This window comes from Janthinobacterium sp. GW821-FHT03C10, assembly GCF_059420865.1.
Genome location: NZ_JBWKUN010000003.1, coordinates 16,205 through 39,701 on the forward strand (window position 1 = coordinate 16,205; position 23,497 = coordinate 39,701).

17 protein-coding genes are annotated in these 23,497 nt (G+C 65.8%); 10 read left to right on the forward strand and 7 right to left on the reverse strand.

What is annotated here, in order from left to right; all coding sequences use genetic code 11:
- The first annotated feature begins 2 nt into the window (after nucleotides 1–2).
- The gene (locus AC07VH_RS11295; protein WP_494787914.1) at nucleotides 3–2,057 is read left to right on the forward strand and encodes an esterase-like activity of phytase family protein; all 2,055 of its coding nucleotides are present in this window, start codon (nucleotides 3–5) and stop codon (nucleotides 2,055–2,057) included.
- A gap of 186 nt (nucleotides 2,058–2,243) precedes the next feature.
- On the opposite strand, the gene AC07VH_RS11300 is transcribed toward AC07VH_RS11295, so the two are convergent.
- Both AC07VH_RS11300 and AC07VH_RS11305 read right to left on the reverse strand, forming a co-directional pair.
- Nucleotides 2,244–4,334: a S9 family peptidase gene (locus AC07VH_RS11300; RefSeq protein ID WP_475413592.1), complete on the reverse strand. Its 2,091-nt coding sequence runs from the start codon at nucleotides 4,332–4,334 to the stop codon at nucleotides 2,244–2,246.
- Between the two features lie 118 nt (nucleotides 4,335–4,452).
- Nucleotides 4,453–5,160 (reverse strand): glutathione S-transferase family protein, encoded by a 708-nt coding sequence (locus tag AC07VH_RS11305; RefSeq protein WP_475413591.1) that lies wholly within the window; start codon nucleotides 5,158–5,160, stop codon nucleotides 4,453–4,455.
- Between the two features lie 112 nt (nucleotides 5,161–5,272).
- On the opposite strand from AC07VH_RS11305, the gene AC07VH_RS11310 reads away from it, so the two are divergent.
- The 4 genes from AC07VH_RS11310 (at nucleotide 5,273) to AC07VH_RS11325 (ending at nucleotide 9,716) form a co-directional block, all read left to right on the forward strand.
- The gene (locus AC07VH_RS11310) at nucleotides 5,273–5,638 is read left to right on the forward strand and encodes a winged helix-turn-helix transcriptional regulator (RefSeq protein WP_494787915.1); all 366 of its coding nucleotides are present in this window, start codon (nucleotides 5,273–5,275) and stop codon (nucleotides 5,636–5,638) included.
- Nucleotides 5,639–5,700: 62 nt separating this feature from the next.
- Nucleotides 5,701–6,297 (forward strand): hypothetical protein, encoded by a 597-nt coding sequence (locus AC07VH_RS11315; RefSeq protein WP_494787916.1) that lies wholly within the window; start codon nucleotides 5,701–5,703, stop codon nucleotides 6,295–6,297.
- Nucleotides 6,298–6,676: 379 nt separating this feature from the next.
- Nucleotides 6,677–7,927: a cyclic di-GMP phosphodiesterase gene (locus tag AC07VH_RS11320; RefSeq protein WP_494787917.1), complete on the forward strand. Its 1,251-nt coding sequence runs from the start codon at nucleotides 6,677–6,679 to the stop codon at nucleotides 7,925–7,927.
- A gap of 145 nt (nucleotides 7,928–8,072) precedes the next feature.
- A complete protein-coding gene (locus tag AC07VH_RS11325; RefSeq protein WP_475413587.1) occupies nucleotides 8,073–9,716 on the forward strand; it encodes a methyl-accepting chemotaxis protein in 1,644 nt (547 codons plus the stop codon).
- Here AC07VH_RS11325 and AC07VH_RS11330 read toward each other — a convergent pair.
- From AC07VH_RS11330 to AC07VH_RS11340, 3 genes are all read right to left on the reverse strand, one after another.
- A complete protein-coding gene (locus AC07VH_RS11330) occupies nucleotides 9,688–10,536 on the reverse strand; it encodes a DUF2071 domain-containing protein (protein WP_494787918.1) in 849 nt (282 codons plus the stop codon). The two genes, AC07VH_RS11325 and AC07VH_RS11330, sit on opposite strands and share 29 nt — an antisense overlap.
- Before the next feature lie 172 nt (nucleotides 10,537–10,708).
- Complete coding sequence (locus AC07VH_RS11335; protein WP_494787919.1) at nucleotides 10,709–11,491, reverse strand: 3-hydroxybutyrate dehydrogenase; 783 nt, start codon at nucleotides 11,489–11,491, stop codon at nucleotides 10,709–10,711.
- Between the two features lie 92 nt (nucleotides 11,492–11,583).
- Complete coding sequence (locus tag AC07VH_RS11340) at nucleotides 11,584–12,672, reverse strand: AraC family transcriptional regulator (protein WP_494787920.1); 1,089 nt, start codon at nucleotides 12,670–12,672, stop codon at nucleotides 11,584–11,586.
- 140 nt (nucleotides 12,673–12,812) lie between these two features.
- On the opposite strand from AC07VH_RS11340, the gene AC07VH_RS11345 reads away from it, so the two are divergent.
- The 5 genes from AC07VH_RS11345 to AC07VH_RS11365 all read left to right on the forward strand — a co-directional run bounded on the left by AC07VH_RS11345 (nucleotide 12,813) and on the right by AC07VH_RS11365 (nucleotide 20,443).
- Nucleotides 12,813–14,423 (forward strand): FAD-binding oxidoreductase, encoded by a 1,611-nt coding sequence (locus AC07VH_RS11345; protein WP_494787921.1) that lies wholly within the window; start codon nucleotides 12,813–12,815, stop codon nucleotides 14,421–14,423.
- Entirely contained in the window at nucleotides 14,420–15,988 is a 1,569-nt protein-coding gene (locus AC07VH_RS11350; RefSeq protein WP_494787922.1) for a glycerol-3-phosphate dehydrogenase/oxidase, read from the forward strand. Before AC07VH_RS11345 ends, AC07VH_RS11350 begins: the two co-directional genes overlap by 4 nt.
- Nucleotides 15,985–16,341: a hypothetical protein gene (locus AC07VH_RS11355; protein ID WP_494787923.1), complete on the forward strand. Its 357-nt coding sequence runs from the start codon at nucleotides 15,985–15,987 to the stop codon at nucleotides 16,339–16,341. The genes AC07VH_RS11350 and AC07VH_RS11355 overlap by 4 nt, the downstream gene beginning before the upstream one ends.
- 4 nt (nucleotides 16,342–16,345) lie before the next feature.
- Nucleotides 16,346–17,923, forward strand: coding sequence for an FGGY-family carbohydrate kinase (locus tag AC07VH_RS11360; RefSeq protein WP_494787924.1), 1,578 nt, complete (start codon nucleotides 16,346–16,348; stop codon nucleotides 17,921–17,923).
- Between the two features lie 246 nt (nucleotides 17,924–18,169).
- A complete protein-coding gene (locus tag AC07VH_RS11365) occupies nucleotides 18,170–20,443 on the forward strand; it encodes a TonB-dependent hemoglobin/transferrin/lactoferrin family receptor (RefSeq protein WP_494787925.1) in 2,274 nt (757 codons plus the stop codon).
- Between the two features lie 201 nt (nucleotides 20,444–20,644).
- Here AC07VH_RS11365 and AC07VH_RS11370 read toward each other — a convergent pair whose 3' ends face one another.
- Nucleotides 20,645–22,003: a diguanylate cyclase gene (locus tag AC07VH_RS11370; RefSeq protein WP_494787926.1), complete on the reverse strand. Its 1,359-nt coding sequence runs from the start codon at nucleotides 22,001–22,003 to the stop codon at nucleotides 20,645–20,647.
- Nucleotides 22,004–22,293: 290 nt separating this feature from the next.
- Entirely contained in the window at nucleotides 22,294–23,487 is a 1,194-nt protein-coding gene (locus tag AC07VH_RS11375; protein ID WP_475413577.1) for an aminotransferase-like domain-containing protein, read from the reverse strand.
- Nucleotides 23,488–23,497: the final 10 nt, after the last annotated feature.

Sequence of the window (23,497 nt, forward strand, 5' to 3'; positions counted from 1 at the left end):
GCATGAACACTGCTGTAACGTCGACCCCGAAACTGACCCTGCTGGCCATCGCCGCCGGCCTGGCCCTGGCCGCCTGCGGCGGCAGCGATAATCCGCCGGCGGAGCCTTCCAAGCCCGTGGCGCAGACGGGTGTGTTCCTTGACGGCGCGGTGGAAGGACTCGATTACGTGGCCGGCAGCGCGGCCAAGGCCAGCACCAACGCCAAGGGCGAATTCATGTGCAATCCGGGCGAGACGGTGGCCTTCAGCGTGGGCGGCCTGGCCCTCGGTTCGGCCCCATGCGGCGCCGTCGTCACGCCGCTGGCGCTGGCCGCCAGCACGAATGTGGCGGACGACAAGGTCGTCAACCGCCTGCTGGCGCTGCAACTGCTCGACGACGACAGCGATCCGTCGAACGGCATCAAGCTGACGGCCGAAGTGAAGGCCGCGCTGGCCGGCAAGACCCTGGACTTTGCCGCCGCGCCGGCCGTCTTCAACGCGGCCCTGGCTGCGCACCTGGCCAGCGTGGGCGGGAAATTCGCCGGCCGCACGGTCGACGCGGAACGCCGCGCCCTCGTGCGCGAGCATTTCGAGGACACCCTCGCCTCGAAAGCGGGCGCGCCCGTCAACGAGGCGCTGACACAGGCCAATCCTGTGGGTGAAGTGAAAGTGACGGTGACGCGCTACCAGATCCAGGCGGCGGACAAATTCTACGTGCCGTACGAAGGCGCCAATGCCAAGATCAAGGGCGAATTCCCGAATGGCTTTCTGCCGTCGTACGGTTCCGGCCTGGCCTACAAGGGCAAGAACGCGGCCGGCGACCTGGAATTCTATGGCTTGACGGACCGCGGCCCGAACGGCGACGGCCCGCTGGTGCCCGATCCTTCGGGCAAGGGCACCATCGGCAGCAAGATCTTCCCGTCGCCCAGCTTTACACCGTCGTTCGGCGTGATCACGGTCGGCAAGAACGGCGCCGTGCTGGGTTCGTCGACGCCGATCAAGGTGTCGGCCACCGTCAACAGCTCGGGCTTGCCCGTGCCCGTGGGCGCGGTCGGCAATTCGGCCGAGATTCCCGTCATGGATGCGATGAAGTTCGATGCCGCCGGCAAGGCCGTCTTCAATGCGGGCGGCCTCGATTCGGAAGCCATCGTCGTCGATGCCAAGCGCAATGCGCTGTGGGTGTCCGACGAATACGGCCCCTTCATCGTCAAGATCGATGCTGCCACCGGTATCATCCAGGCCAAGTACGAGCCGGGCAAGGGCTTGCCGGCGCTGTTCGCCAAGCGCCGCGCGAACCGCGGCATGGAAGGCATGACGCTCGACACCAGCAACGACAAGCTGTACGCCTTTTTGCAAAGCCCCTTGTCCGACGGCAGCGCGCCATACACGGTGACGAAGAAGAATGAACAGGTCGAGCGCTTCGCCCGCTTCACGCGCTGGATCGAATTCGACCCGGTGACGGGCACCAGCGGCAAGATGTATGCGTATCCGCTCAACGCGGCCGACTACCAGGATGGCCGCACGGGCAACGCCAAGCTGGGCGACATGGTGGCGCTGGGCGGCGGCAAGTTCCTCGTCATCGAGCAGGGCGCCGCGCCGTCGGGCAAGGTATTCAATAAACTGATGCTGGTCGAACTGAAGGGCGCCACCGATATCGCGTCCGCCGCCTACAACGCGACGACCTCGGACCTGGAGAAAAGCAGCATGGGCGGCGCCCCCGTCAATGGCGCCGACTGGGCCGCTGTCACGCCGTTGAAGAAAACTGTGCTGCTGGACTTGAACGCCATCGGCTGGGCGGCGGAAAAGGCCGAAGGCCTGACCCTGATCGACGACTCCACCATCGCGCTGGCCAACGACAATGACTTCGGCCTGAAAACCAAGGTGTATGACGCGAATGGCGTGGAAGTGGCGGACGCCGACGTGACCAAGTGCACGGTCGACGCCAACGGCGCCATCGTCACGAGCAGCGCGGCCGGCTGCAACGCGGCCAACACCATCCGCGTGGCGCGCGGCGACGACCGCGAGCGTCCAAGCCGCTTGTGGATCGTGAAGTTTGCCAAGGCGCTCAATACGTATTGATGTGATGCGCAGTGTCGGATTACGCGGCGCGCGCGCCGCTAATCCGACCTACAAAACAAAAAGCCGCGCGGTGCAGAGATGCACCGCGCGGCTTTTTTTTGATATGAGGAGCGAACGTAGGTCGGATTAGGCGGGGCCGCCGAGGCCGAAGGCCGTAATCCGACTTTCACCTCATTGCTTCATGGCTTACTTCTTGGTATAGGTATTCAACCAATCGAGCACCGTGTGATGCCACAGCAGCGAATTCGCAGGCTTCAGTACCCAGTGGTTTTCGTCCGGGAAGACCAGCAGCTTGCTCGGGATGCCGCGGCGTTGCAGCGCCGTGAAGGTACCCAGGCCTTGCGCGGTGGGGATGCGGAAGTCGAGGTCGCCCTGGACCACCAGCATCGGCGTCTTCCAGTTCTTCACGAAGTTGACCGGGTTGAACTGCTCGTACTTGGCCGGCGCGTCGTAATAGGTACCGCCGTTTTCCCACTCGGTGAACCACAACTCTTCCGTCGCGTAGGCCATGCCGCGGTTGTCGAACACGCCGTCGTGGTTGACCAGGCATTTGAAGCCGTCCGGCCAGTTACCGGCGATCCAGTTCATCATGTAGCCGCCGTACGACGCGCCCAGCGCGCAGCTGCGTTCGCGGTCCAGCCACGGGAATTTCTTGGTGGCCGCTTCCAGACCCTTCTGCAGGTCGAGCAGCGGCTTGCCGCCCCAGTCGCCGCTGATGGAGTCCGTGAACTTCTGGCCATAGCCGGTCGAGCCGTGGAAGTCGATGAAGACGGTGGCGTAGCCTGCGCCCGCATACACTTGCGGATTCCAGCGGTAGCTCCAGCTGTTGCCGAAGCTGCCCTGCGGGCCGCCGTGCACCAAAAAGGCGACCGGATATTTTTCGCCCGGCTTAGCGTTCCATGGCTTCATGACGTGGCCGTAGACGGTTTCGCCATCCGCGCCCGCGAACGAGAACTGCTCATATTCGCCAAAGCGCACGTCGGCCAGCGCGGCCGCATTCTGTTTCGTCAGCTGCACCATCGGTGCCGATTCGGACTTGGCGTCGAGCTTGCGCGTGTACAGTTGCGCGCCCGAGGCCAGGTTGGCTTGCGCCAGCACGATGGTATTGCCGCGCACGTCGAAGTCGCCCACGGCGCCCTTGCCCGTCAGCGCGTTGACCTTGCCGCTGGCCGCGTCGATGTGGAACAGACGGTGCTGGCCCACGTCATCGGCGGCGACGAGGAAGGCCTTGCCGTCCGGCGTCCAGCGGAAATCGGCCACGGAGCGGTCCCAGTCGTCGGCCAGGGTGCGCTTCTTGCCCGTGGCGACGTCCATCAGCACCAAATGAAAACGGTCCGCTTCGAAGCCCGGCTTGGTCATGGCGACGTAGGCGAGGGTGCGGCCGTCCGGCGAATAGGTGGCTTTCGCATCCCAGGCCGGATTGTCGGCCGTGAGGTTGCGCGGCGCCTGGCCGCCGGCGGCCGGTATCGTGTAGACGTCGAAGTTGGTCGACCACGATTCCGTGCGGCCGGCCACGCGCACCGAGAAGGCCACCGTCTTGCCGTCCGGGCTGAAGTGGTATTCGCCGTTGTCGCCGAATGGCTTCGATGGCGCGTCGCCATCGAGGGTGCCGCTCAGGCTCACGGGCGCGGCGCTGACCTTGCCGGTCGCATCGATCGGCGCCGAATACAGCGCATTGCGGCGGCCGTCGGCCCAGGTATCCCAGTGGCGCACGAACATCTGCTCGTAGACCATGCCGCTGGCCTTGTTTTTCGCTTTTTCATCGAGGCGCTTCCTGGTGCAGGCGATGTCCGCGCAATCGAGGAAGACGCCCATGCTGAAGGCCAGGCGGTCGCCCTGCGGCGACAAGCGGTAGGTGTCGACGTCCAGCGCCAGGTCGGTGACCTTGGCCGCTTCGCCGCCGTTCAGGGGCAGCTGCCACACCTGCGAGGAGCCGGAGCGGCCCGAGAGGAAGTAGATGGCGTCGCCGTTCGGCGACCATTGCGGGTCGCTGGCGCTGGCATCGCCGCGCGTGAGCTGGCGTGGCGCCGCGTTCGGCGCGCGCAGGTCGATCATCCACAGCTGCGTGTTGCCGCGGTTTTTCTCCAGGTTGGTGGTGCGCACCGTGTAGACGACGCGCGTGGCGTCCGGCGACAGCACGGGGCTGCCCACCCGTTCCATGGCCACCATGTCTTCCACGGTGAAACCGCGTGGCGCGGCCAGCGCCGGTGCCGCAGCAGCGGCGGTGGTGGCCATGGCGGCACTGAATGCTCCCAAGAGCAGCAGACGTAAACTCATTCAAACTCCCGATTCTGATGACGACGTTATCGATATGGTATTGACGTGGCCGGCTGTACCGCCGGCAGCCCGACATCATAGCAATAAAGACGCGCTTGCTGCGGGAGTTGACCGCCGGTTAGCCGGCCGGCGCTGCCAGTTGGTCGAGCGCCACGTGGCCCAGGAAACCGCCCTGGCTGGCGGCCGGCAAGCCCGCCTCGATGGCGTGGGCAAAGCGGATGCCTGGATCCTGTTCCAGCGCGGCCAGCACGCGCGCCACGTGCGGATAGTCGCTTAAGCGTGCCAGCTGCAGCGGTTCGGCCCAGCGCGCCGTGGCGGCCAGGTAGGCGTCGGCAATCGTCGGCGCCGCATCGGAAGCGAGCCAGACGCGGCCGGCGAGCAGGCGCTCCAGGTGCGCCAGGCCTTTGTTGACCTTGTCGACGGCCATTTCGCGCCAGACGGCCGCGCGCGCATCGCCATCGGCCGCGCGGCTGGCCTGGAAGGCGGGCATGAAGGCCGCGTGAAAGGTCGTGTGCAAAAACGAGAGCACGCTGTTCAGGCGGTCGTAGGCGGGCGTGCCTTGCGCAAAGCCCAGGCCGCTTGCCGGCGCGCGGGCGGAGATATGCAGCAGGATCGCCATGCTTTCCAGCAGCGGCGCGCCCGCGTGCGTGAGCAGGGCCGGCGTCTGGCCCAGGGGATTGATGGCGAGAAAGGCCGGATGCTGCTTGCTGGCCGGGTCGCGCGCTTCGACGCGGGCCAGGCGATACGGCAGGCCGCTCCATTCGAGGGCGGCGATGGCGGCAAACGAGCAGCCGAACGGCACGCTGTAGATCAGGGTGGTTTCCATGCTGGAGTTCCATTCAGGTGAGGGAAGGGCAGTCTAGCGGCATAAGTTACTATTTGGAAGAAGGCAGAATAATGTGGTATAGGTACATTTTTTATACCAGGTAGGGATCGCCATGAAAGACAATGTTTCCGGCTGCGCCGTGGAAGAAGCCATGCGTCTGCTGGGCGGGCGCTGGAGGGTGGTGCTGCTCAGCTATCTGATGGCGGGGCCGAAGCGCTTCAGCGAAATCCGCCGCGCCGTGCCGAATATCTCGCAGCGCATGCTGACCCTGGACTTGCGCGCGCTGGAAGCGGCGGGCTTGCTGACGCGCACGATCTATGCGGAAGTGCCCGTCAAGGTGGAATACCAACTGACGGACGAGGGCCAGCGCCTGCGCGAGCTGGTCGAGATGCTGCGCGCCATCGGCTTGCGCCTGCGCGGACAGGCGGACGGGGGCGGCGCCTTTCTCGCGCCCGATGCCGTGGATAGTTCTCTATAGAAACAGCTGTTTTTTATGCAAAGTGCTAGACTGCCGGCCTTTGACCACTACTATAGACACCCATGCGCCTGACTACTCTCGCCCTGACCGCCGCCGCCCTGTTCGCCGCCTTGCCGGCCCAGGCCGCTACCATGCCCACGCTCGAACACATCCAGGCCGCCGTGCAGGCGGGCGTGGCCAAAACGCAAGCCAGGATGCAATCGTCGATACCGGTTCCCATTCCCGTCAAGGCCACCAGCCTGCAGGGTTGCCAGGATTCGCAGGAAGTGCCGGACGAGGTGGTGTGTCTGGTCGGCATGAGCGCCGGCATGCGCGACGGTTTTATGGTCTTGCCGCTACGTAACGATAACGGCACCTGGGTCGGCGTCGAGCGCAAGGACGCCAAGTTCGCGGGACCGTCGCCGGCCGAGGCGCAAGCGATGCTACGCGCCTGGGCCAAGGAAGAAGTGGCGCGCAATCCGGAGGCGGCCAAGGACGTGCAGATGCAGGAAGCGCAAAGCACCATGCAGGTCAAGGCCGTCAATGAGTGCGACGTCAAGCGCAAGACGGGTTACCTCGTGTGCGACACGGAATTGAGCGTGCCGAGCCGTCCGGAAGGCATCAAGACGGAACTGACCTTCATGCTGGAAAACGCCGGCTGGCGCTACGTGCCGCGCTAAGCTGCCAGCGGCCATGCCGCTCGCGCATCAGCCAGACATTCCTTTCTCCAAAGCGCCAGCCCCACTTCGGGGCGCCTGGCGCTGGTGTCTTTCCCTCCTGCACGTCAAGCCCGTGCGGCGGCCCATGCGGCCGCCGGCAGGCATATCGCATCCCTCATCCGTACAAGACATTCAGTCAAGTAAATCCAATATGTATTAATTGATATATTTGTTGATTTAATATTTTTCAACAACGAAAATGATAGAATTAGTGATTATCTTTATGATTGTTGTGATTTTTCCATATAAAACAATTTATTCGGTTTAATCGTTATTTTTTGGCGTATGATATTGATAATGCGCAAGTAAATGCTGCGATCTGAATGTCTGGAGAACCGCCGTGCTGAAAAAAATAACGAGTAGCGAACTCATGCTGGGAATGTATGTCGAACGTCTGGGCCGTTCCTGGCTCGATACCCCTTTCTGGACGCGGTCGTTCTTGCTGGAGTCGCCGGCTGACCTGGAGCGTATCCGCTCGGCACGCTTGTGCGAAGTGTGGATCGATACGGCGCGCGGGCAGGCGCCGCAAGTGGCGCCGCCCGTCGCGCCGCCTGCCGCGGCAGGCGCTCCCGCAGCCGCGCCGGCCGCCGTGCGCGCAAACAAATCCGGCGCCGTCGCCGAGGCGGACCCGCCCCGCTCGCGCGAGGAGGAGCTGGCGCGTGCCCGGCGCCTGATCGAACGCTCGCGCCAGGCCGTGCAGACGATGTTCGACGAGGTGCGCATGGGCAAGGCCTTGTCTGCGGAGCAAGCTTACGAACTGGTCGACGATATCGCCGCCTCGGTGCAGCGCGGCGGCGATGTACTGCTGGGCCTGGCGCGCCTGAAAACCGCCGACAATTACACGTATATGCATTCGGTGGCCGTGTGCGCGCTGATGACGGCGCTGGCCAGGGAACTGGGCCTGGCGCCTGAACAGGTGCGCTCGGCCGGCCTGGCGGGCTTGCTGCACGATATCGGCAAGATGGCCGTGCCGTCCACCATCCTCAACAAGCCGGGCAGCCTGAACGAAGCGGAATTTTCCTCCGTGCGCGCCCATCCGGCCGCCGGCCACCGCATGTTGCAGGAAGTAGGCGAGATCGATCCGGTGGCGCTCGACGTGTGCCTGCACCACCATGAAAAACTCGATGGCAGCGGCTACCCCAAGGGACTGCGCGGCGAGGAAATCAGCCTGTTTGCCCGCATGGGCGCCATCTGTGACGTGTACGACGCGATCACCTCGAACCGTCCGTACAAGCAGGGCTGGTGCCCGGCCGATTCGCTGCGCCGCATGGCAGGCTGGCGCGGCGGGCACCTGGACGCGCAACTGTTTGCCGCCTTCGTCAAATGCCTGGGCATCTATCCGCTGGGCACCCTCGTGCGGCTGCAGTCGGAGCGCCTGGCCGTGGTGGTGGGACAGGCGCCGGGCAAGCCGCTGACCCAGCCCAGCGTGCGCGTGTTTTTCTCCATCCGCGCCGGCACCTGCATCGCGCCGACCGTCATGGACCTGGCCGCGCCTGGTTGCCAGGAGCGCATCGTTTCCACGGAAAGCGCAGCCCAGTGGCGCTTGCAGGACATCGACCGTTACTGGGCCGGCGAACCTGCCGTGGCATGACGGCTGGCACGGCCGTAATAAAGTGCATTTTGTTAATAATAAAATATTAAAATAATGGTGCCAGTGCCGGGCCCGCTTTGCTGGCTGGCGACCGTTCCTTGTCCGCTTCCCCGTCACCGTACGGGCTACCACTGAGGATGTGACCATGCGACTCAATCTTCCCGTCAGCGATACCGAAGTCAACCTGAGCGATACCGAGACCATCGTCTCGACTACCGACTTGCAAGGCAATATCACGTATGCCAATCCGTATTTCATCGCCGTCAGCGGGTACAGCGCGGAAGAATTGATCGGCGCGCCGCAAAACATCCTCCGGCATCCGGACATGCCGGTCGAAGCGTTCGCCGATTTCTGGGCCACCATCCGCTCGGGGCGCTCGTGGAGCGGCATGGTGAAAAACCGCTGCAAGAACGGCGATTATTACTGGGTGCTGGCGAACGTGACGCCCGTGGTCGAGGACGGCGTGGCCGTCGGCTACATGTCCGTGCGCACCAAGCCCACGCGCCAGCAGGTGGCACAGGCGTCGGCCTTGTACGCGCGCATCAAGGCGGGACAGGCCGGCGGCATCGCCCTCAGCCAGGGCGCCGCCGTGCACACGGGCTGGCTGGCCAGGCTGGCGCGCCTGCGCGACCTGCCGCTGGGCAAGCGCATCGGCTGGAACCTGGGTTCGTTGTCCCTGTTGTTGCTGCTGCAACTGGCGTGGGATGCGGGCGTGCTGCCGGAGGCGGCCCACGGCTGGCTGACGGGCCTGTCCGTGCTGGCCCTCTGCTTGACCCTGTATTTCTGGCATGCCTTGCACAAGGTGGTGCTGCAGCCGCTGCAGCGGGCGCGCCAGGCGTGCGACGTGATGGCGGGCGGCGACCTGACGGGCGAGCTCGACACCACGCGGCGCGACGAGATGGGGCAGCTGTTGCGCTCCTTGCGCCAGTTGCGCGTGAACCTGCATTCCATCGTCGGCGACGTGCGCGGCAACTTCCTGCGCATCAGCATGGCCAGCCAGGAAATCGCCGCCGGCAATATGGACTTGTCGGGCCGCACGGAAGCACAGGCGTCGGCCCTGCAGCAGACGGCGTCGAGCATGGAGCAGCTGGCGGCCACGGTGCAGCAGAATAGCGGCAATGCCGTGCAGGCCAGCGACATGGCGGGCAAGGTGCACGGCCTGGCAGGGCGCGGCGGCGAGATCGTCGGCCAGATGGTGACGATGATGGCGGACATTGACGCCTCGTCGAAGAAGATCGGCGACATTACCGGCATTATCGAAGGCATCGCCTTCCAGACGAATATCCTGGCCCTGAACGCGGCCGTGGAAGCGGCGCGCGCGGGCGACCAGGGGCGCGGTTTTGCCGTCGTGGCGGGCGAAGTGCGCAGCCTGGCCCACCGCAGCGCGGCGGCCGCCACGGAAATCAAGCAATTGATCACGGCATCGCTGGAGCAGGTGCAGGCGGGCGCGAAGCTGGCGCGGCAGGCGGGCGCAAGCAGCGCCGAAATGCTGGGCGCCGTGCAGGGCGTGCACGGCATCATGGAAGAGATCGCCTCGGCCTCGCGCGAGCAAAGCCACGGCATCGGCCAGGTCAACATGGCCGTCACGCAAATGGATGAAGTGACGCAGCAGAACGCGGCGCTGGTGGAGGAGTCGGCGGCCGCCTCGGCATCGCTGCAAGACCAGACCTTGCAGCTGGAACAGGCGATGGCTCTGTTCAAGCTGGAACGGCGGCGCGGCGGCCAGGCTACGCCCCTGCGCGCACCCGAGCGCCGCCGTGCTACAGCAGGCGCTCTGACAGCGCCTTGAAGGCCACTTGCGGTACGAGAAAGGCGAACGGCTTCGATAGGGGCGGCAACTGCCCCAGCAAGCCGCAGTCGGCGCGCCAGGCCGTCAGCGCTTGCACTTGATCCACATCAACGGGCAAGTCGATTTCGCCGAAGACCAGCTTGCCGTTGCGCGGCACGTGCGCGATGGCCGCATCCTGGCAGGCGAGGAAGGCGACGGCGTCGCGCCAGTTGCCGAACAGTTGCTGCCAGTCGGCATCGAGGCCATGCGCCGCCGTGATGGCCGCCTGCACGTCCAGCGCCGGGGCGCTGCCGGTGCCGCCGGCAATGCTGCAGTGCGCCTGCGTGGCCGTGACGTCCAGCGTCATGCCGGCGGCCAGGTGGGTCGGCAGGATATCGCTGAACAGCCGCGTGCCCAGCGCATGCGGCAGGCTGGCCATGATGTTTTTCAGAAAGTACACGCAGGGCACGGCGGGTGCGCCCGGCGGCGTGTGGTCCAGATATAAACGCCAGTTGCTTTGCAGTGGCGATGGCAGCAGCTTGCGTAACGGACCGAACAGGGCAGGGCCGAAATGCCCGTGGCGGTAGGTCAGCACGGTGAATGGCGTCTTGCCGTCGCGCTGCCACAGGGCCACGCCCGGCGGCAATAATGTCTGCGCCGCAGCGGCGTCGACCAGCCAGCTCACGTAGACGACGTCGCGCACGTCGCTGTGCAGTTTCAGGAAGGGCAGGCGCGACATGACGGCCTGGCGCATGTTGGCGAAACGCGTGGAATTGGCGAGCGCGGCAAGCCGCCGCCCGAACCGGCCCGCGCGCGGGTGGCGGTAAGTGTTGTCTTGCAATTAGGAACTTTCTGGAAAGGCGCAGGAAGATTCATACGCTGACGCTGCAACGCCCGTCCACATCATCGCGAGCGGCAGCGATGTGTGGCCGAGACGCGCAGCTGTGCTGGAGCACAGCGAGCATCGCAGGCCGCACAGGGCGCCGCGCAGCCGATGTGGGCGGGCGTTACTATTATTGCATGTGCCAGCCGTGACTGACCACGATGGACTGGCCGCTCAGTGCCGTCGACGGGAAGGCCGCCAGGAACACGGCCGTTTGCGCCACGTCCTGCGTGGTGGTGAATTCGCCGTCGATGGTGTCTTTCAGCATGACTTTCTTGATCACGTCTTCTTCGCTGATGTTCAGCTGGGCCGCCTGCTCGGGGATTTGCTTGTCGACCAGCGGCGTGCGCACGAAGCCGGGGCAGATGACGTTGGCGCGGATGCCGTCCTTCGCGCCTTCCTTGGCCACCACCTTGGCCAGGCCCAGCAAGCCGTGCTTGGCCGCCACGTAGGCGCTCTTGAACGGTGAGCCTTCGTGCGAGTGCACGGAGCCCATGTAGATGATGGCGCCGCCGCGGCCCGCCTTGATCATTTCGCGCATGCAGGCGCGCGTGGTGAGGAAGGCGCCGTCCATGTGAATGGCCAGCATCTTTTTCCACTGCTCGAACGGGTAGTCGACGACGGGGCTGATGATCTGGATGCCCGCGTTGCTGATCAGGATATCGATGCCGCCGAAGTGGGCCACGGCATCGGCCACGCCCTGGTCGACCTGCGCTTCGCTGGAGACATCCATGGCGACGGCAAACGCCTGACCGCCCGACTGCTTGATTTCCTCGGCCGTCTTGCTGGCCGCTTCCAGGGCCAGGTCGGCGATGATGACCTTGGCGCCCTGTTTCGCGTATTCGACGGCCATTTCCTTGCCGATGCCGCTGGCGGCGCCGGTAATCAGTGCGACTTTGTCTTTGAGTTGCATATTAATCCTTTGCATTGCGGGTTGGAGTGATCGTGGAAAACCTGACTATGCCAGTATAGCCAGAAAACGGGCCACGCATGCCCCGCGCACGCCTAAACGGCTTGCTGCCGGTCAAGCCGATCAAGCTGTCTGTCCAGCATTTCCTGCAGGCGCCAGGCGCCGGGATTGGTGCCCGACCAGGTGCGGAACGCGTGGTTGAACGCGCTTTGTTCCTGGTAGCCGAGCAGGAAGGCGATGTCGACCAGCGACAGGTCCGGCTCGCGCAGATAGTCGCGCGCCAGGCCGTAGCGGGCCTGGTCCAGCAGGGCCTGGAAGCTGGTGCCCGCGTCGGTCAGCTTGCGCTGCAGGGTGCGCGGCGTGACGGCCAGGGCGGCGGCAACGGTGGCCAGCCGCGCCGAACCGTGGCGCAAGCCTCCCACGATGGCCGCGTGCACCTGCGCGTCGATGGTGCCGCCAGTGCCTGTTTCAGCCTCGCGCTGCGCCAGCAATTGTTCCGCATGCCGGCACAGCACGGGATACAGGCTGACGTCGGCGTTCGGCACGGGCCAGTCCAGCAATTGCGTGTCGAAGGTGGCCGTGTTGGCGGGGGCGTTGAAGGCGGGCAGGCTGCCCAGCACGCGCACGTATTCGTCGCGGTGGGCCGCGTGGCGCAGCAAGTCGCCGCCGCCATCGTGGGTGAATGCCAGGCGGGCCGGCGGCAGCGGCATGCCGGCCAGCCAGTCGCCGCACACTTTGACACCGGCAAAGACGCTGTCGACCAGGTGCCGGCTGGCGCCCGGGTAGTTGCTGGCCCAGCGGTAATGCGCGATGGCGCCGTCGCGCTCCAGGGTCGAGCGGCCCAGGTCGTGCGCCAGCCGTTCGTAGCGGGCCGTCTGTTCCAGCGCCTGGCCCACGTTGCCGCAACTGAGCAAGATCAAGCCATACGCGCTGTACGTGCCCATGCGCACGCGCTGGCCCACGTGCAGGCCGAAATGCGCATCGCCCGCCAGCTGCGCGCCCGCATCGAGCAGGCGCACGTAGTCGCGCGCGGCCAGGCCCAGGCCAGGCGCGGCCGCTTCCAGTCCGTGCGGCGCCACGCCGGCCGCCTGCGCCAGGGTGGCGCTATCGATACCGTGCGCGCTTGCCGCTTCCAGCAGCGGCAGCAGATAGGCGCCGGCGACCCGGCCGTCAGTGCTTGTCATGATGGAACAATGCGATTGTCATGAAAAACCAATACCCTTCGTCTGTGGCGGCATATGCTATTGATCTAGCAAGAAAATCAGGCAAACACAGTATAGCAAGCCGTCGTGGCGCGCAACTGGCCGCAACACAGGGGATGTTCATGCAACGCTGGAATGGCTGGGGAGACGACAGCATCACGTATGCGCTGGGCGAGGATGCGCTGGCTTTTTTGCGCGGGTGCCTGGGGCCGGGCAGTCCCATCGCGGACGCCAGCTTCGACGACGCCTGCGCGCAGGTGCCCGCGTCGCGCCTGGCGCCGCATCCGCTGATCGACACCCAGCCTGCCACGCGCGTGCGTCATGCGCTCGGTCAAAGCCTGCCCGACTGGTTTAAATTACGCCACGGCCGCATCGGCGCGGTGCCCGACGGCGTGGCCTTTCCCGACAGCGCGCTGCAGGTGCGCCAGCTGCTCGCGTATGCGCGCCAGGCGTGCGTGGCCGTGATACCCCACGGCGGCGGCACCAGCGTGGCCGGGCATTTGACGGTGGCGGCGGGACCCCGTCCCGTGCTGTCGCTCAGCCTGACCCGCCTGTGCGCGCTGGCCCACCTGGACCGCGAAGCGCAGCTGGCCACGTTCGGCGCGGGCGTGTATGGCCCCGACCTGGAAGCGCAGCTGCGCGCGCAGGGCTACACCCTGGGCCACTATCCGCAGTCGTTCGAATATTCGACCTTGGGCGGCTGGATCGCCACGCGCTCGTCGGGCCAGCAATCGTTGCGCTACGGCCGCATCGAGCAGCTGTTCGCGGGCGGCGAGATGGAAACGCCGTCCGGCACCCTGACGATTCCCACGTTTCCCGCCTCGGCGGCCGGCATCGACCTGCGCGAAATGGTGCTCGGCTCCGAAGGGCGGCTGGGCATCCTGACGCAGGCCACCGTGCGCGTCTCGCCGCTGCCGCCGTATGAGGCGTTCCACGCCGTGTTCTTTGCGGACTGGGGCCGGGCGCAAGCGGCCGTGCGGGCGCTGGTCCAGTCGCGCCTGCCCCTGTGCATGCTGCGCCTGTCGAACGCGGTCGAAACGCAAACCATGCTGACCCTGGCCGGGCATAAAAAACTCGTGGGACTGCTGGAACGCTACCTGTCGCTGCGCGGCTGCGGCGAAGGCAAGTGCATGCTGATGCTGGGCGTCAGCGGCGACGAGAAACCGGCGCGCGCGGCCCTGCGCGGGGCGCTGGCGCTGGCGCGGCGGCACGGGGGCGTGCACGTGGGGCGCCACATGGGCGACAAGTGGAAGCAGGGGCGCTTTCGCAACGTCTACCTGCGCAACGGCGCGTGGGAACACGGCTACGTCATCGACACGGTGGAAACGGCCGTCGACTGGCCCCGCGTGGCGGCGATGATGGCGGCGCTGGAGCAGGCGGGCGTCAGCGCGCTGGCCGCGCACGGCGAGCAGGTGCACGCCTACACGCATTTGTCGCACGTGTATGCGCAGGGCGCCAGCGTCTACACCACGTATGTGTACCGGCTGGCGCCCACCTTTGAAGCCAACATGGCGCGCTGGCGCACCTTGAAGGACGCGGCCGGCGCCGCCATCGTCGCCAACGGCGGCACCATCAGCCACCAGCATGGCGTGGGCACGGACCACGCGCCGTGGCTGGCGGCGGAAAAGGGAGAGCTGGGCATCGCCGCCATGCGCGCGCTGCTGCGCCAGTTCGACCCGCAGGGCATGATGAACCCCGGCAAACTGCTGCCCGACGCCGGCGGTGCGTCATGAACAGGGAGGCGCTGCCGGGCGTCCTGGCGCGCGAGTGGGATGTGCTGATCGTCGGCGGCGGCATCACGGGCGCCGGCATCCTGCTGGAAGCGGCGCGGCGCGGCCTGGCGGCGCTGCTGGTGGAACAGCGCGATTTCGCCTGGGGCACGTCGAGCCGGTCATCAAAGCTGGTGCACGGCGGCTTGCGCTACCTGAAGCAGGGACAGTTCGCCATGACGCGCGAATCGGTGCATGAGCGGCAAGCCTTGCTGGCGGATGCGGCCGGGCTGGTCGAGCCGCAGGGCTTCGCCTTCGGCGACTACGCGGGCAGGAAGCCGGGGCGGCGCCAGTTCATGCTGGGCCTGGCCATCTACGATGCGATGGCGGGCAAGCGCGCGCGCCGCTATGTCGATGCGCCTGATTTTGCCATGCTGGCGCCGCACCTCCGGCGCGACGGGCTGCGGGGCGGCATGTTGTACCAGGACGCCAAGACGGACGATGCGCGCCTGGTGCTGCGCGTGCTGCAGGAGGCGCGGCGCCATGGCGGCGTGGCCGTCAACTACCTGGGCGTGGCATCGCTGCTGCGGGAAGATGGCAAGGTCGCCGGCGCCACCTTGATCGATGCGCTCAATGGCACGGCATGCACCGCGCGCGCGCGCCTGGTGATCAGCGCCACGGGCGCCTGGGCTGACGGCTTGCGGGGGCAGGTGGGAGAACCGCCGAAATTGCGGCCCCTGCGCGGCAGCCATCTGCTGCTGCCGGCCTGGCGTTTGCCGCTGGCGCAAGCCGTCAGCCTGATGCACCCGCACGACGGCCGCCCCGTGTTTGCGTATCCATGGGAGGGCGTGACCCTGGTCGGCACCACCGATGTCGACCACGCCGGCGGGCTGGAAAGCGAGCCGGCCATCACACGCGGCGAACTCGATTACCTGCTGGTGGCGCTGCGCTGGCAATTCCCGCAGCTGGCGCTGGGCGAAGACGATGTGCTGGCCACGTTTGCCGGCGTGCGCCCCGTCATCGGCAGCGGCCAGCTTGACCCGTCGAAGGAAGCGCGCGAACATGCGCTATGGCTGGAAAATGGCTTGCTGACGGTGGCAGGCGGCAAGCTGACGACGTTCCGCGTGATCGCCCTCGATGCCTTGCGCCGCGCCGCGCCGCTGCTGCCGGGCTGGCAGGCGGATTTGCGTCCCTTGCCGATTTTCGATGCGACGCCGCCCTTGTCAGGCAAGGCCCTGGCGCTCGACGGCGAGCAGCGTGTACGTCTGCTGGGCCGTCATGGCGCTGCCGCGCAGGCGCTGTGCGATGCGGCGCTGGACGGCGAATTCGAGCCGGTGCCCGGCACGCAGACCCTGTGGGCGCAGCTGCGCTGGGGCGCGCGCAGCGAGGACGTGCAGCACCTGGACGACTTGCTGCTGCGGCGCACGCGTCTCGGTTTGCAGCTGGCCGGCGGCGCGCTTGCTATCATGCCGCGCCTGCGCGCCATCTGCCAGCATGAACTGGGCTGGGACGATGCGCGCTGGGAGGAAGAGCAGCAGCGCTACCTGGCCTTGTGGCGCCGCCATTACAGCGTGCCGCAAGGCGAATGAAAAACCATAAAAATAAACAAGAGGAGAGCATCATCGACACCACCCTGTTTGGCCAGCCCCTGGCGCTGGGCGACGCCCGCATCACCTACGACAGCCTGTCGCCGCTGGACCTGCGCCAGCCCGTCGATACCCTCGTCGACGAACTGGGCGAAGACCTGCTGCAAATCACGTGCGCGAACGGCGATGTCGTCGACGTGGGCTGGTACCCGGCCTGGAGCGAGCAGGGACGCTTGCGCGTGGTGGCCGTGCGGGGGCAGGACTGGGAAGCGCCCGTCTTCAGCGCGCAGCCGGACAAGGATCCGCAAGCGCTGCTGCAGGCGCTGCGCGCCGCGCTGGCCGCATTGGCGGGCTGAGGCCATGGCGACCGAGTGCGGCGCCGGACCGTACATCCTTGCCATCGATAATGGCACGCAAAGCGTGCGCGCGCTGCTGTTCGACCGGGAAGGGACGCTGGCGGCCAAGGCGCAGGTTTTCCTCGAAGCGTATTACTCCGACCACCCCGGCTGGGCCGAGCACGACGCCGACGGTTACTGGCAAGCCGTGTGCGAAGCGTGCCAGCAGCTGTGGCGCAGCACGGACATCAATCGATCCTCGGTGGCCGGCGTGGCCGTCACCACGCAGCGCGGCACGGTGGTCAACGTGGATGCACACGGCGCGCCCTTGCGGCCCGCCATCACCTGGCTGGACCAGCGCAGCACGCGCGATATTCCCCGCCTGGCGCCGTGGTGGCGCGCCCTGTTCCGCGCCACGCGCCTCGATGGCACGATCCGGTATTTCCGCCGCGAGGCCGAGATCAACTGGATCAGCGCGCACCAGCCCGACATCTGGCGCCGCACGCACAAATTCCTGCTGCTGTCGGGCTTTTTGAATCACCGCCTGTGCGGAAAATACATCGATTCGACGGGCTCGCAAGTGGCCTACATCCCTTTCGACTACAAGCGCCACGCCTGGGCCGGGCGCTTCGACTGGAAGTGGCAGGCGCTGGCCATTCGCCGCTCGATGCTGCCGGAACTGGTGACGCCGGGCACGCGCATGGGCGCCATCACGGCATCGGCCGCCGCGGCGACGGGCATCCCGGAGGGCACGCCCCTGCTGGCGGCGGCGGCCGACAAGGCCTGCGAGGTGCTGGGCGCCGGCTGCGTCGAGCCGCACGTGGCGTGCCTGAGCTACGGCACCACGGCCACCATCAACACGACCAGCCGCAAGTACGTGGAAGTGACGCGCTTTATTCCGCCGTACCCGGCCGCCATGCCGGGCGCCTACAGCACGGAAGTGCAGATTTTCCGCGGCTACTGGATGGTCAACTGGTTCAAGGAGCAGTTCGGCGACCGCGAACGGGCGGCGGCGGCCGAAGACGGCATGGGCTTGTCCGCCGAAGCGTTGTTCGACCGCCTGGTCGACGCCGTGCCGCCCGGCTCCATGGGCCTGATGCTGCAGCCGTACTGGAGTCCAGGCATCAAGGTGCCGGGGCCGGAAGCAAAGGGCGCCATGATCGGCTTTGGCGACGTGCACACGCGCGCGCATATCTACCGCGCCATCCTCGAAGGCCTCGCGTATGCGCTGCGCGAAGGCAAGGAGCGCATCGAGCGGCGCAGCGGCGTCGCCATCACGGAGCTGCGCATCGCGGGCGGCGGCTCGCAAAGCGACGCGGCCATGCAGCTGACGGCCGACATCTTCGGCTTGCCGGCCGCGCGCGCCCACGTGTATGAAAGCTCGGGCCTGGGCGCGGCCATCGCCGCCGCCGTGGGCCTGGGCTGGCATGCGGACTTTCCCGCCGCCGTGCACGCGATGACGCGCAAGGGCAAGGTCTTCCAGCCCCATCCCGAGCACCGCAAGATCTACGAACAGCTGTACCGGCGCGTGTATCGCAAGATGTATGCGCGGCTGCAACCGCTGTACCGCGAGATCGCAGACATCACCGGCTATCCGGAGTAGCTAGGTCTTAAATGCTATTGCGAATCATTCTCATCTGATATATGATGTGTTCCGCATTTCACTAAGGCAACTTATCCCCGGTGACTGCAGTGCGCCGCCGGCCTTGCGCCGGCGGCGTGTCCGCGCGGGCAGGGTTCCGCCGCAACGCTTCCGTCAACGCCGCCGCTTGATCGTGCACAGCCTGTCCTCTGCCCAGCATTTTTTCATTCCACAAGCATGAAGCAGCAAACCCAGGCAAGGATAGCGATGAAGAGCAGCAGCAAACAACGATTGACCCCGCTGGCCGCCGCGCTGGCGCTGGCATTGGGCGGCACGCACGGCCATGCGTGGGCGGCGGCCATGGCCGACAAGGCCGAGAAGGCTGGCGCCGTGCAGATGCCCGCCATCAGCGTGTTTGGCGACGCCATCAGCGCCGGCACGGCCGGACGCTCGTACATCAACAGCGCCGACATCGAGCGCCAGCAGGCCGACAATGTCGCCTCGCTGCTCGATACCTTGCCCGGCGTGGACCTGGCCGGCACGGCCCGCCCCAGCGGCCAAAGCCTCAATATCTGGGGCTTCAATAAAGTGCAGGACGTGAAAGTCATCCTCGACGGCGTGCCCAAGGGCTTCGAGAAATACCGCCAGGGCTCCATCTTCATCGAGCCGGAACTGATCAAGCAGATCGAAGTGAACAAGGGCGCGCATACTAGCTTGTACGGCAATGGCGGCTTCGGCGGCGTCATCACGGTCGAGACCAAGGATGCGCAGGACTTGCTGGAAGGCGGCGAGAGCGTGGGCGCCATGCTCAAGTACTCGCGCCACTCGAACAATGGCGAAAACGACGCCACCGTGGCCGTCTACGGCCGCACGCAAGACGGCCGCTTCGATGCGATGGCCTTCACCACGCAGCGCAAGTCCGACGATTTGCGCAAACCCGACGGCAAGCCATTCCGCTTTTCCGCCATCGACGCGCCATCGAGCCTGGCCAAGCTGAATATCCGGCTGACGCCGGAGCAGCTGCTGACCCTGACGGCGATGAAGGGCGGCAGTTCGGGCTGGGGTCCGTTCGCCGCCATGGGCGAGGACGTGCCCACGCCGACCGAGGCGGAAATCAAAAAGTATGGACTGGAAGAGGCGTGGCAGCGCAAGGCCGTCTACCGCGACCAGGACGACGACACCTATTCCGTGAAGTGGCAGTACGCGCCGCAAGATAATCCATGGATCAAGCTGACGGCCAGCGCCGGCTATTCGCACACGGACCAGCATGACAAGCGCCTGCCGTCCGCTTCGCTCGGTTCCTACCTGGGCTCCCTCGGCAACGAGAGCTGGGCCTCGTACGTGGACCGCATCGCGGAGGTGCGCAACGAAAGCGTGTTTGCGACGGGCGCCGTGTCGCACGTGCTGCAAACGGGCCTGCAATGGCACAAGAATGTGCGCGACACCCTGATGTACTATCCGTCGTCGACGGCGCTGAAAGACCCCAGCTACAACTACGGCTACTTCCAGCCCTATTACATGCCGGCCGGGCGCCAGGAAACCACGGGCCTGTATCTGCAGGATGCGATGACGTATGGCGACCTGACGCTGACGGCGGCCTTGCGCCACGACCGGGTCGTCTCCGAGGGCGTGCCGAACAAGGCATCGCGCTACAACAGCCAGCTGGCGGCGGCCGGCCACGACTTCAGCGAAAAGGCGCACGAAGACTGGTCGCCCCGCCTGGGTCTGTTCTGGAAGGCGTCCGGCACGCTGGCCTTGTTCGGCGACTTGAGCCGCACCTGGCGCGCGCCGACGATCGACGAGATGTATTCGAACGAATACTATGTGTCGTCCCGGCTCGGTTCATCGACGCCGGGCACCAGCCGCGACCTGGCCGTCGAGCGCGTGACGGCCGTGCGCACGGGCGTCATGCTGCACCGCCAGAACGTCTTCATGGAGCGCGACGACGTGCAGCTGCGCCTGACGGCGTACCGCAACAAGGTCAGCGACAATATCGGCCCGCGCCTGGGCATCCTGATCGAAGGCTATGTGCCGGGATCGGGCAAGGTGCCGCCGGCGCTGTCGTCCTACCGCAACCTGGCCGGTTTCCATACGCAGGGCGTGGAAGTGGAGTCCTACTACAATTCGCCGCGCCTGTTCGCCAGCGCCTCGCTGTCGAAGCAGCGCGGCACGCGCACGGGTTCCCAGCGCGACCCGTGGGGCCGGGACGAACCCGTATCGACCATCGCGCCCGATAAATTGATGGCGGGCCTGGGCTGGCGCATGCCCGACCTTGGCGCCAGCATGGGCTGGCAGGGCCGCTTCGTGGCGAAGCAGGAGCGCGTGCTGCCGGTGGGGAATGTCTACCGTCTGCCGCCGTCGAAAGGCTATGCGCTGCATACCTTGTTCGCGTCGTGGAATGGCAGGCAGGGCGTGTGGCGCGGCACGGAAGTGCGGCTGACGGTCGATAATGTCTTCAACCGCAATTACATGCCTTACCTGAGCGAAGCCGTCACCGGCGTGGGACGTAATGCGAAGTTGAGCGTGTCCAGAAAATTTTGATTCGCTTTGAGAACGGCGGGCCGGAGACGCGGGCCTGAGAAAATGCCGATGGCGGCGTTGCAGCTTCCTTGCCGTACTTGCGTACTGTCTGCGTCGCTGCGCCTTGCCCTCGACATTTTTCAGGCCCGCTTGGCCCGGAGTGCCATTGCGTGGGGCGTGGGCCTACTCCCGGTTCGCGACATGTTTCGTTGAACTTCCCTGTTAACGCAGTACGATCGCCTTGACCGTTTCCCAGGCCGTGCTGCCCGAGTGCGTGGCGCGGACCTGGTTGCGGCCCGCTTCCTTGGCCACGTACAGGGCGCGGTCGGCGGCGACGAACAGCGCTTCGCGGTCGTCCAGCTGGTGCGGGCGGATGGTCGCCACGCCGATGCTGACGGTGATCCACGGCGAGGTGCTGGAGCGCGGGTGCGGTAATTGCAGCGCTTCGATGCTGGCGCGGATGGCCTCGGCCAGGTGCAGGGCGCTGGCCGCGTCCGTGTCGGCAAACAGCAGGACGAATTCCTCGCCGCCGTAACGGGCCGCCAGGTCGCCGGAGCGGCTGGCATGCGCATCGATGGCTTGCGCCACCTGCTGCAGGCAGCTGTCGCCGGCCGGGTGGCCCAGGCTGTCGTTGTACAGCTTGAAGTGGTCGACGTCGAGCACCACCAGCGACAGGGCGCCGCCGCCGCGCACGGCGCGCTGCCACTCTTTGTCCAGGAAGCTGTCGAAATGCCGGCGATTGGCGATCTGCGTCAGCGGGTCTAGATAGGCGGCGCGCTGCAGCGCGTCTTCCGACTGCTTGTGGTGCGTGATGTCGTGCAGCAGGCCGATATACAGGGGCTGGCGCAGATACATGGGCGTGAGGGTCAGGTCCATGCTCAGCGCCGCGCCGTTGCGGTGGCGGATCGCCACTTCGCGCGTGCCGTGGTTGTGCGCCTTTTCCGGATTGGCCGCGTGCATGGCGAAGTAATCGAGGTATTCCTGCGTCACGAGGGGGCTGAGCAGCTCGCCGATGGAACGCCCAGCCAGTTCGTTTTCGCGGTAGCCCAGATACTGGTCGCAGGCCGGGTTGGTGTACTGGATGCGCCCGTCGGCCTCGATGATCAGCAAGCCCTCGGCCATGTTGTTGACGATGGTGCGCAGGCGCTCGGCCTGTTCCTGCTGGGTTTCATTGTTGCTGCGGATTTGAAGCTGGGCGCGCACGCGCGCGCGCACTTCGGCCATGCGCAGCGGCTTGCTGATGTAGTCGACGGCGCCGCAGTCGAAGCCGGCCACCACGTCTTCCGTTTCCGTCCTGGCGCTCATGAAGATGACGGGGATGCGCTGCGTCAGCGGGTGCTGCTTGAGGCGGCGGCACGTCTCGATGCCATCCATGTCCGGCATCATCACGTCGAGCAGGATCAGGTCGGGCTGGGCGCGCTGGGCGATCTCCAGCGCCCGTGCGCCGGACGTGGCGACATAGGTCTGATAACCCTGCTCGCTCATCAGCTTGCGCAGCAGCTCAAGGTTGGCCGGCGCATCGTCGACAATCAAAATCGCGGCTTCTTGCCGCTGGGAATGCCCCACACTGCCTGGACTCATTGCTACCGGCCTTCTCGGATGTACTCTGCGCTGCCAGCATTTGCTGCATTGTCGGTGATGCTGAGCGGATTCAAATCTGATACAGCGGTCAAATCATACCGCCTTGCTAATTTTTTGGGTGAAAAAATCGATGTTGCGCGAGATGGGAAAGTATTATTTTTATGATATTTTTAAAAATAAATACACGCAGTTGCTATCGTGAAAGCGTTTTTTAGGCGGAAAAGACGCGTGCCCGGTGGCGCTGGGGCAGCTGGGACACGCCCCGCGGCTGCGGGGCGTGAAGAGGCGAGTTACATTTTTGCGGCGATCAGTTTGCCCAGGATGGCGATGCCTTCGCGGATGCGTTCCGGCGGCACCGTCACGAACGACAGGCGCAGGGTGTGCGTGTCCGGCGTGTTCGCGTAGAACGGCGCGCCCGGCACGAAGGCGACCTTGTTGGCGATGGCTTCGTCGAGCAGTTTCATCGCATCGATATGTTTCGGCAGGGTGACCCAGATGAACATGCCGCCTTCCGGCTTGGTCCAGGTGACGCCGGCCGGGAAGTGCTCTTCCAGCGCCGACAGCATGGCCTGGCACTGGTTGCCGTACAGGTTGCGGATGCTGGGGATATGCCGCTCCAGGAAGCCATCCTTGATCACTTCATGCACGACCATCTGCGTCAGCTGCGAGGTGTGCAGGTCGGCCGCCTGCTTGGCCAGTTCCAGGCGGCGCACCAGCGGCATCGGCGCCACCACGTAGCCGAGGCGGATGCCGGGCGTGAGCACTTTCGAGAACGAGCCCATGTAGATGACGCCGTCCGGATTCATGTTGATCATCTTCGGATACGGCTCGCCGCTGTAGCTCAGGGCGCCGTAGGGATCATCCTCGATCAGCGGCAGGCCGTGGCGGGCGCAGGTCTCCACCAGTTCCACGCGGCGCGCCACGGACAGGCTGCGGCCCGTCGGGTTCTGGAAGTTCGGCAGCGCGTACAAGAGCCGCGCGCCATCGGCGACGGGGTCGATCGACGACGGCACCAGGCCTTCGTCATCGGTATCGACGGAAACGAATTCGGGACGGTAGACGGAAAACGCCTGCAGGGCGCCCAGGTAGCTGGGGGTTTCCACCAATACCTTGCTGCCTTCGTCGATCAGGACCTTGCCCAGCAAGTCCAGCGCCTGCTGCGAGCCGGACGTCATCAGCACCTGTTCCGGCAGGATGGTGCTGCCATTGCTGGAGAGCGAGTCGGCGATCCACTGGCGCAGCGGCAGGTAGCCGTCGGTGGGGCCGTATTGCAGGGCCACCTTGCCATTGTTCGACAGGACCTTGTCGAAGGCGGTCTTCATTTCTTCCACGGGGAAGGTGGCGGGCGAGGGCAGGCCGCCGGCAAACGAGATGATCTCGGGACGCTGCGTGATCTTCAGGATTTCGCGGATGAACGAGCTTTGCAGCTGTTCCGCGCGTTCGGCAAAGCGCCATTGGATCGGATTCGGATTTTCAATTTTCATACGAGTCTCA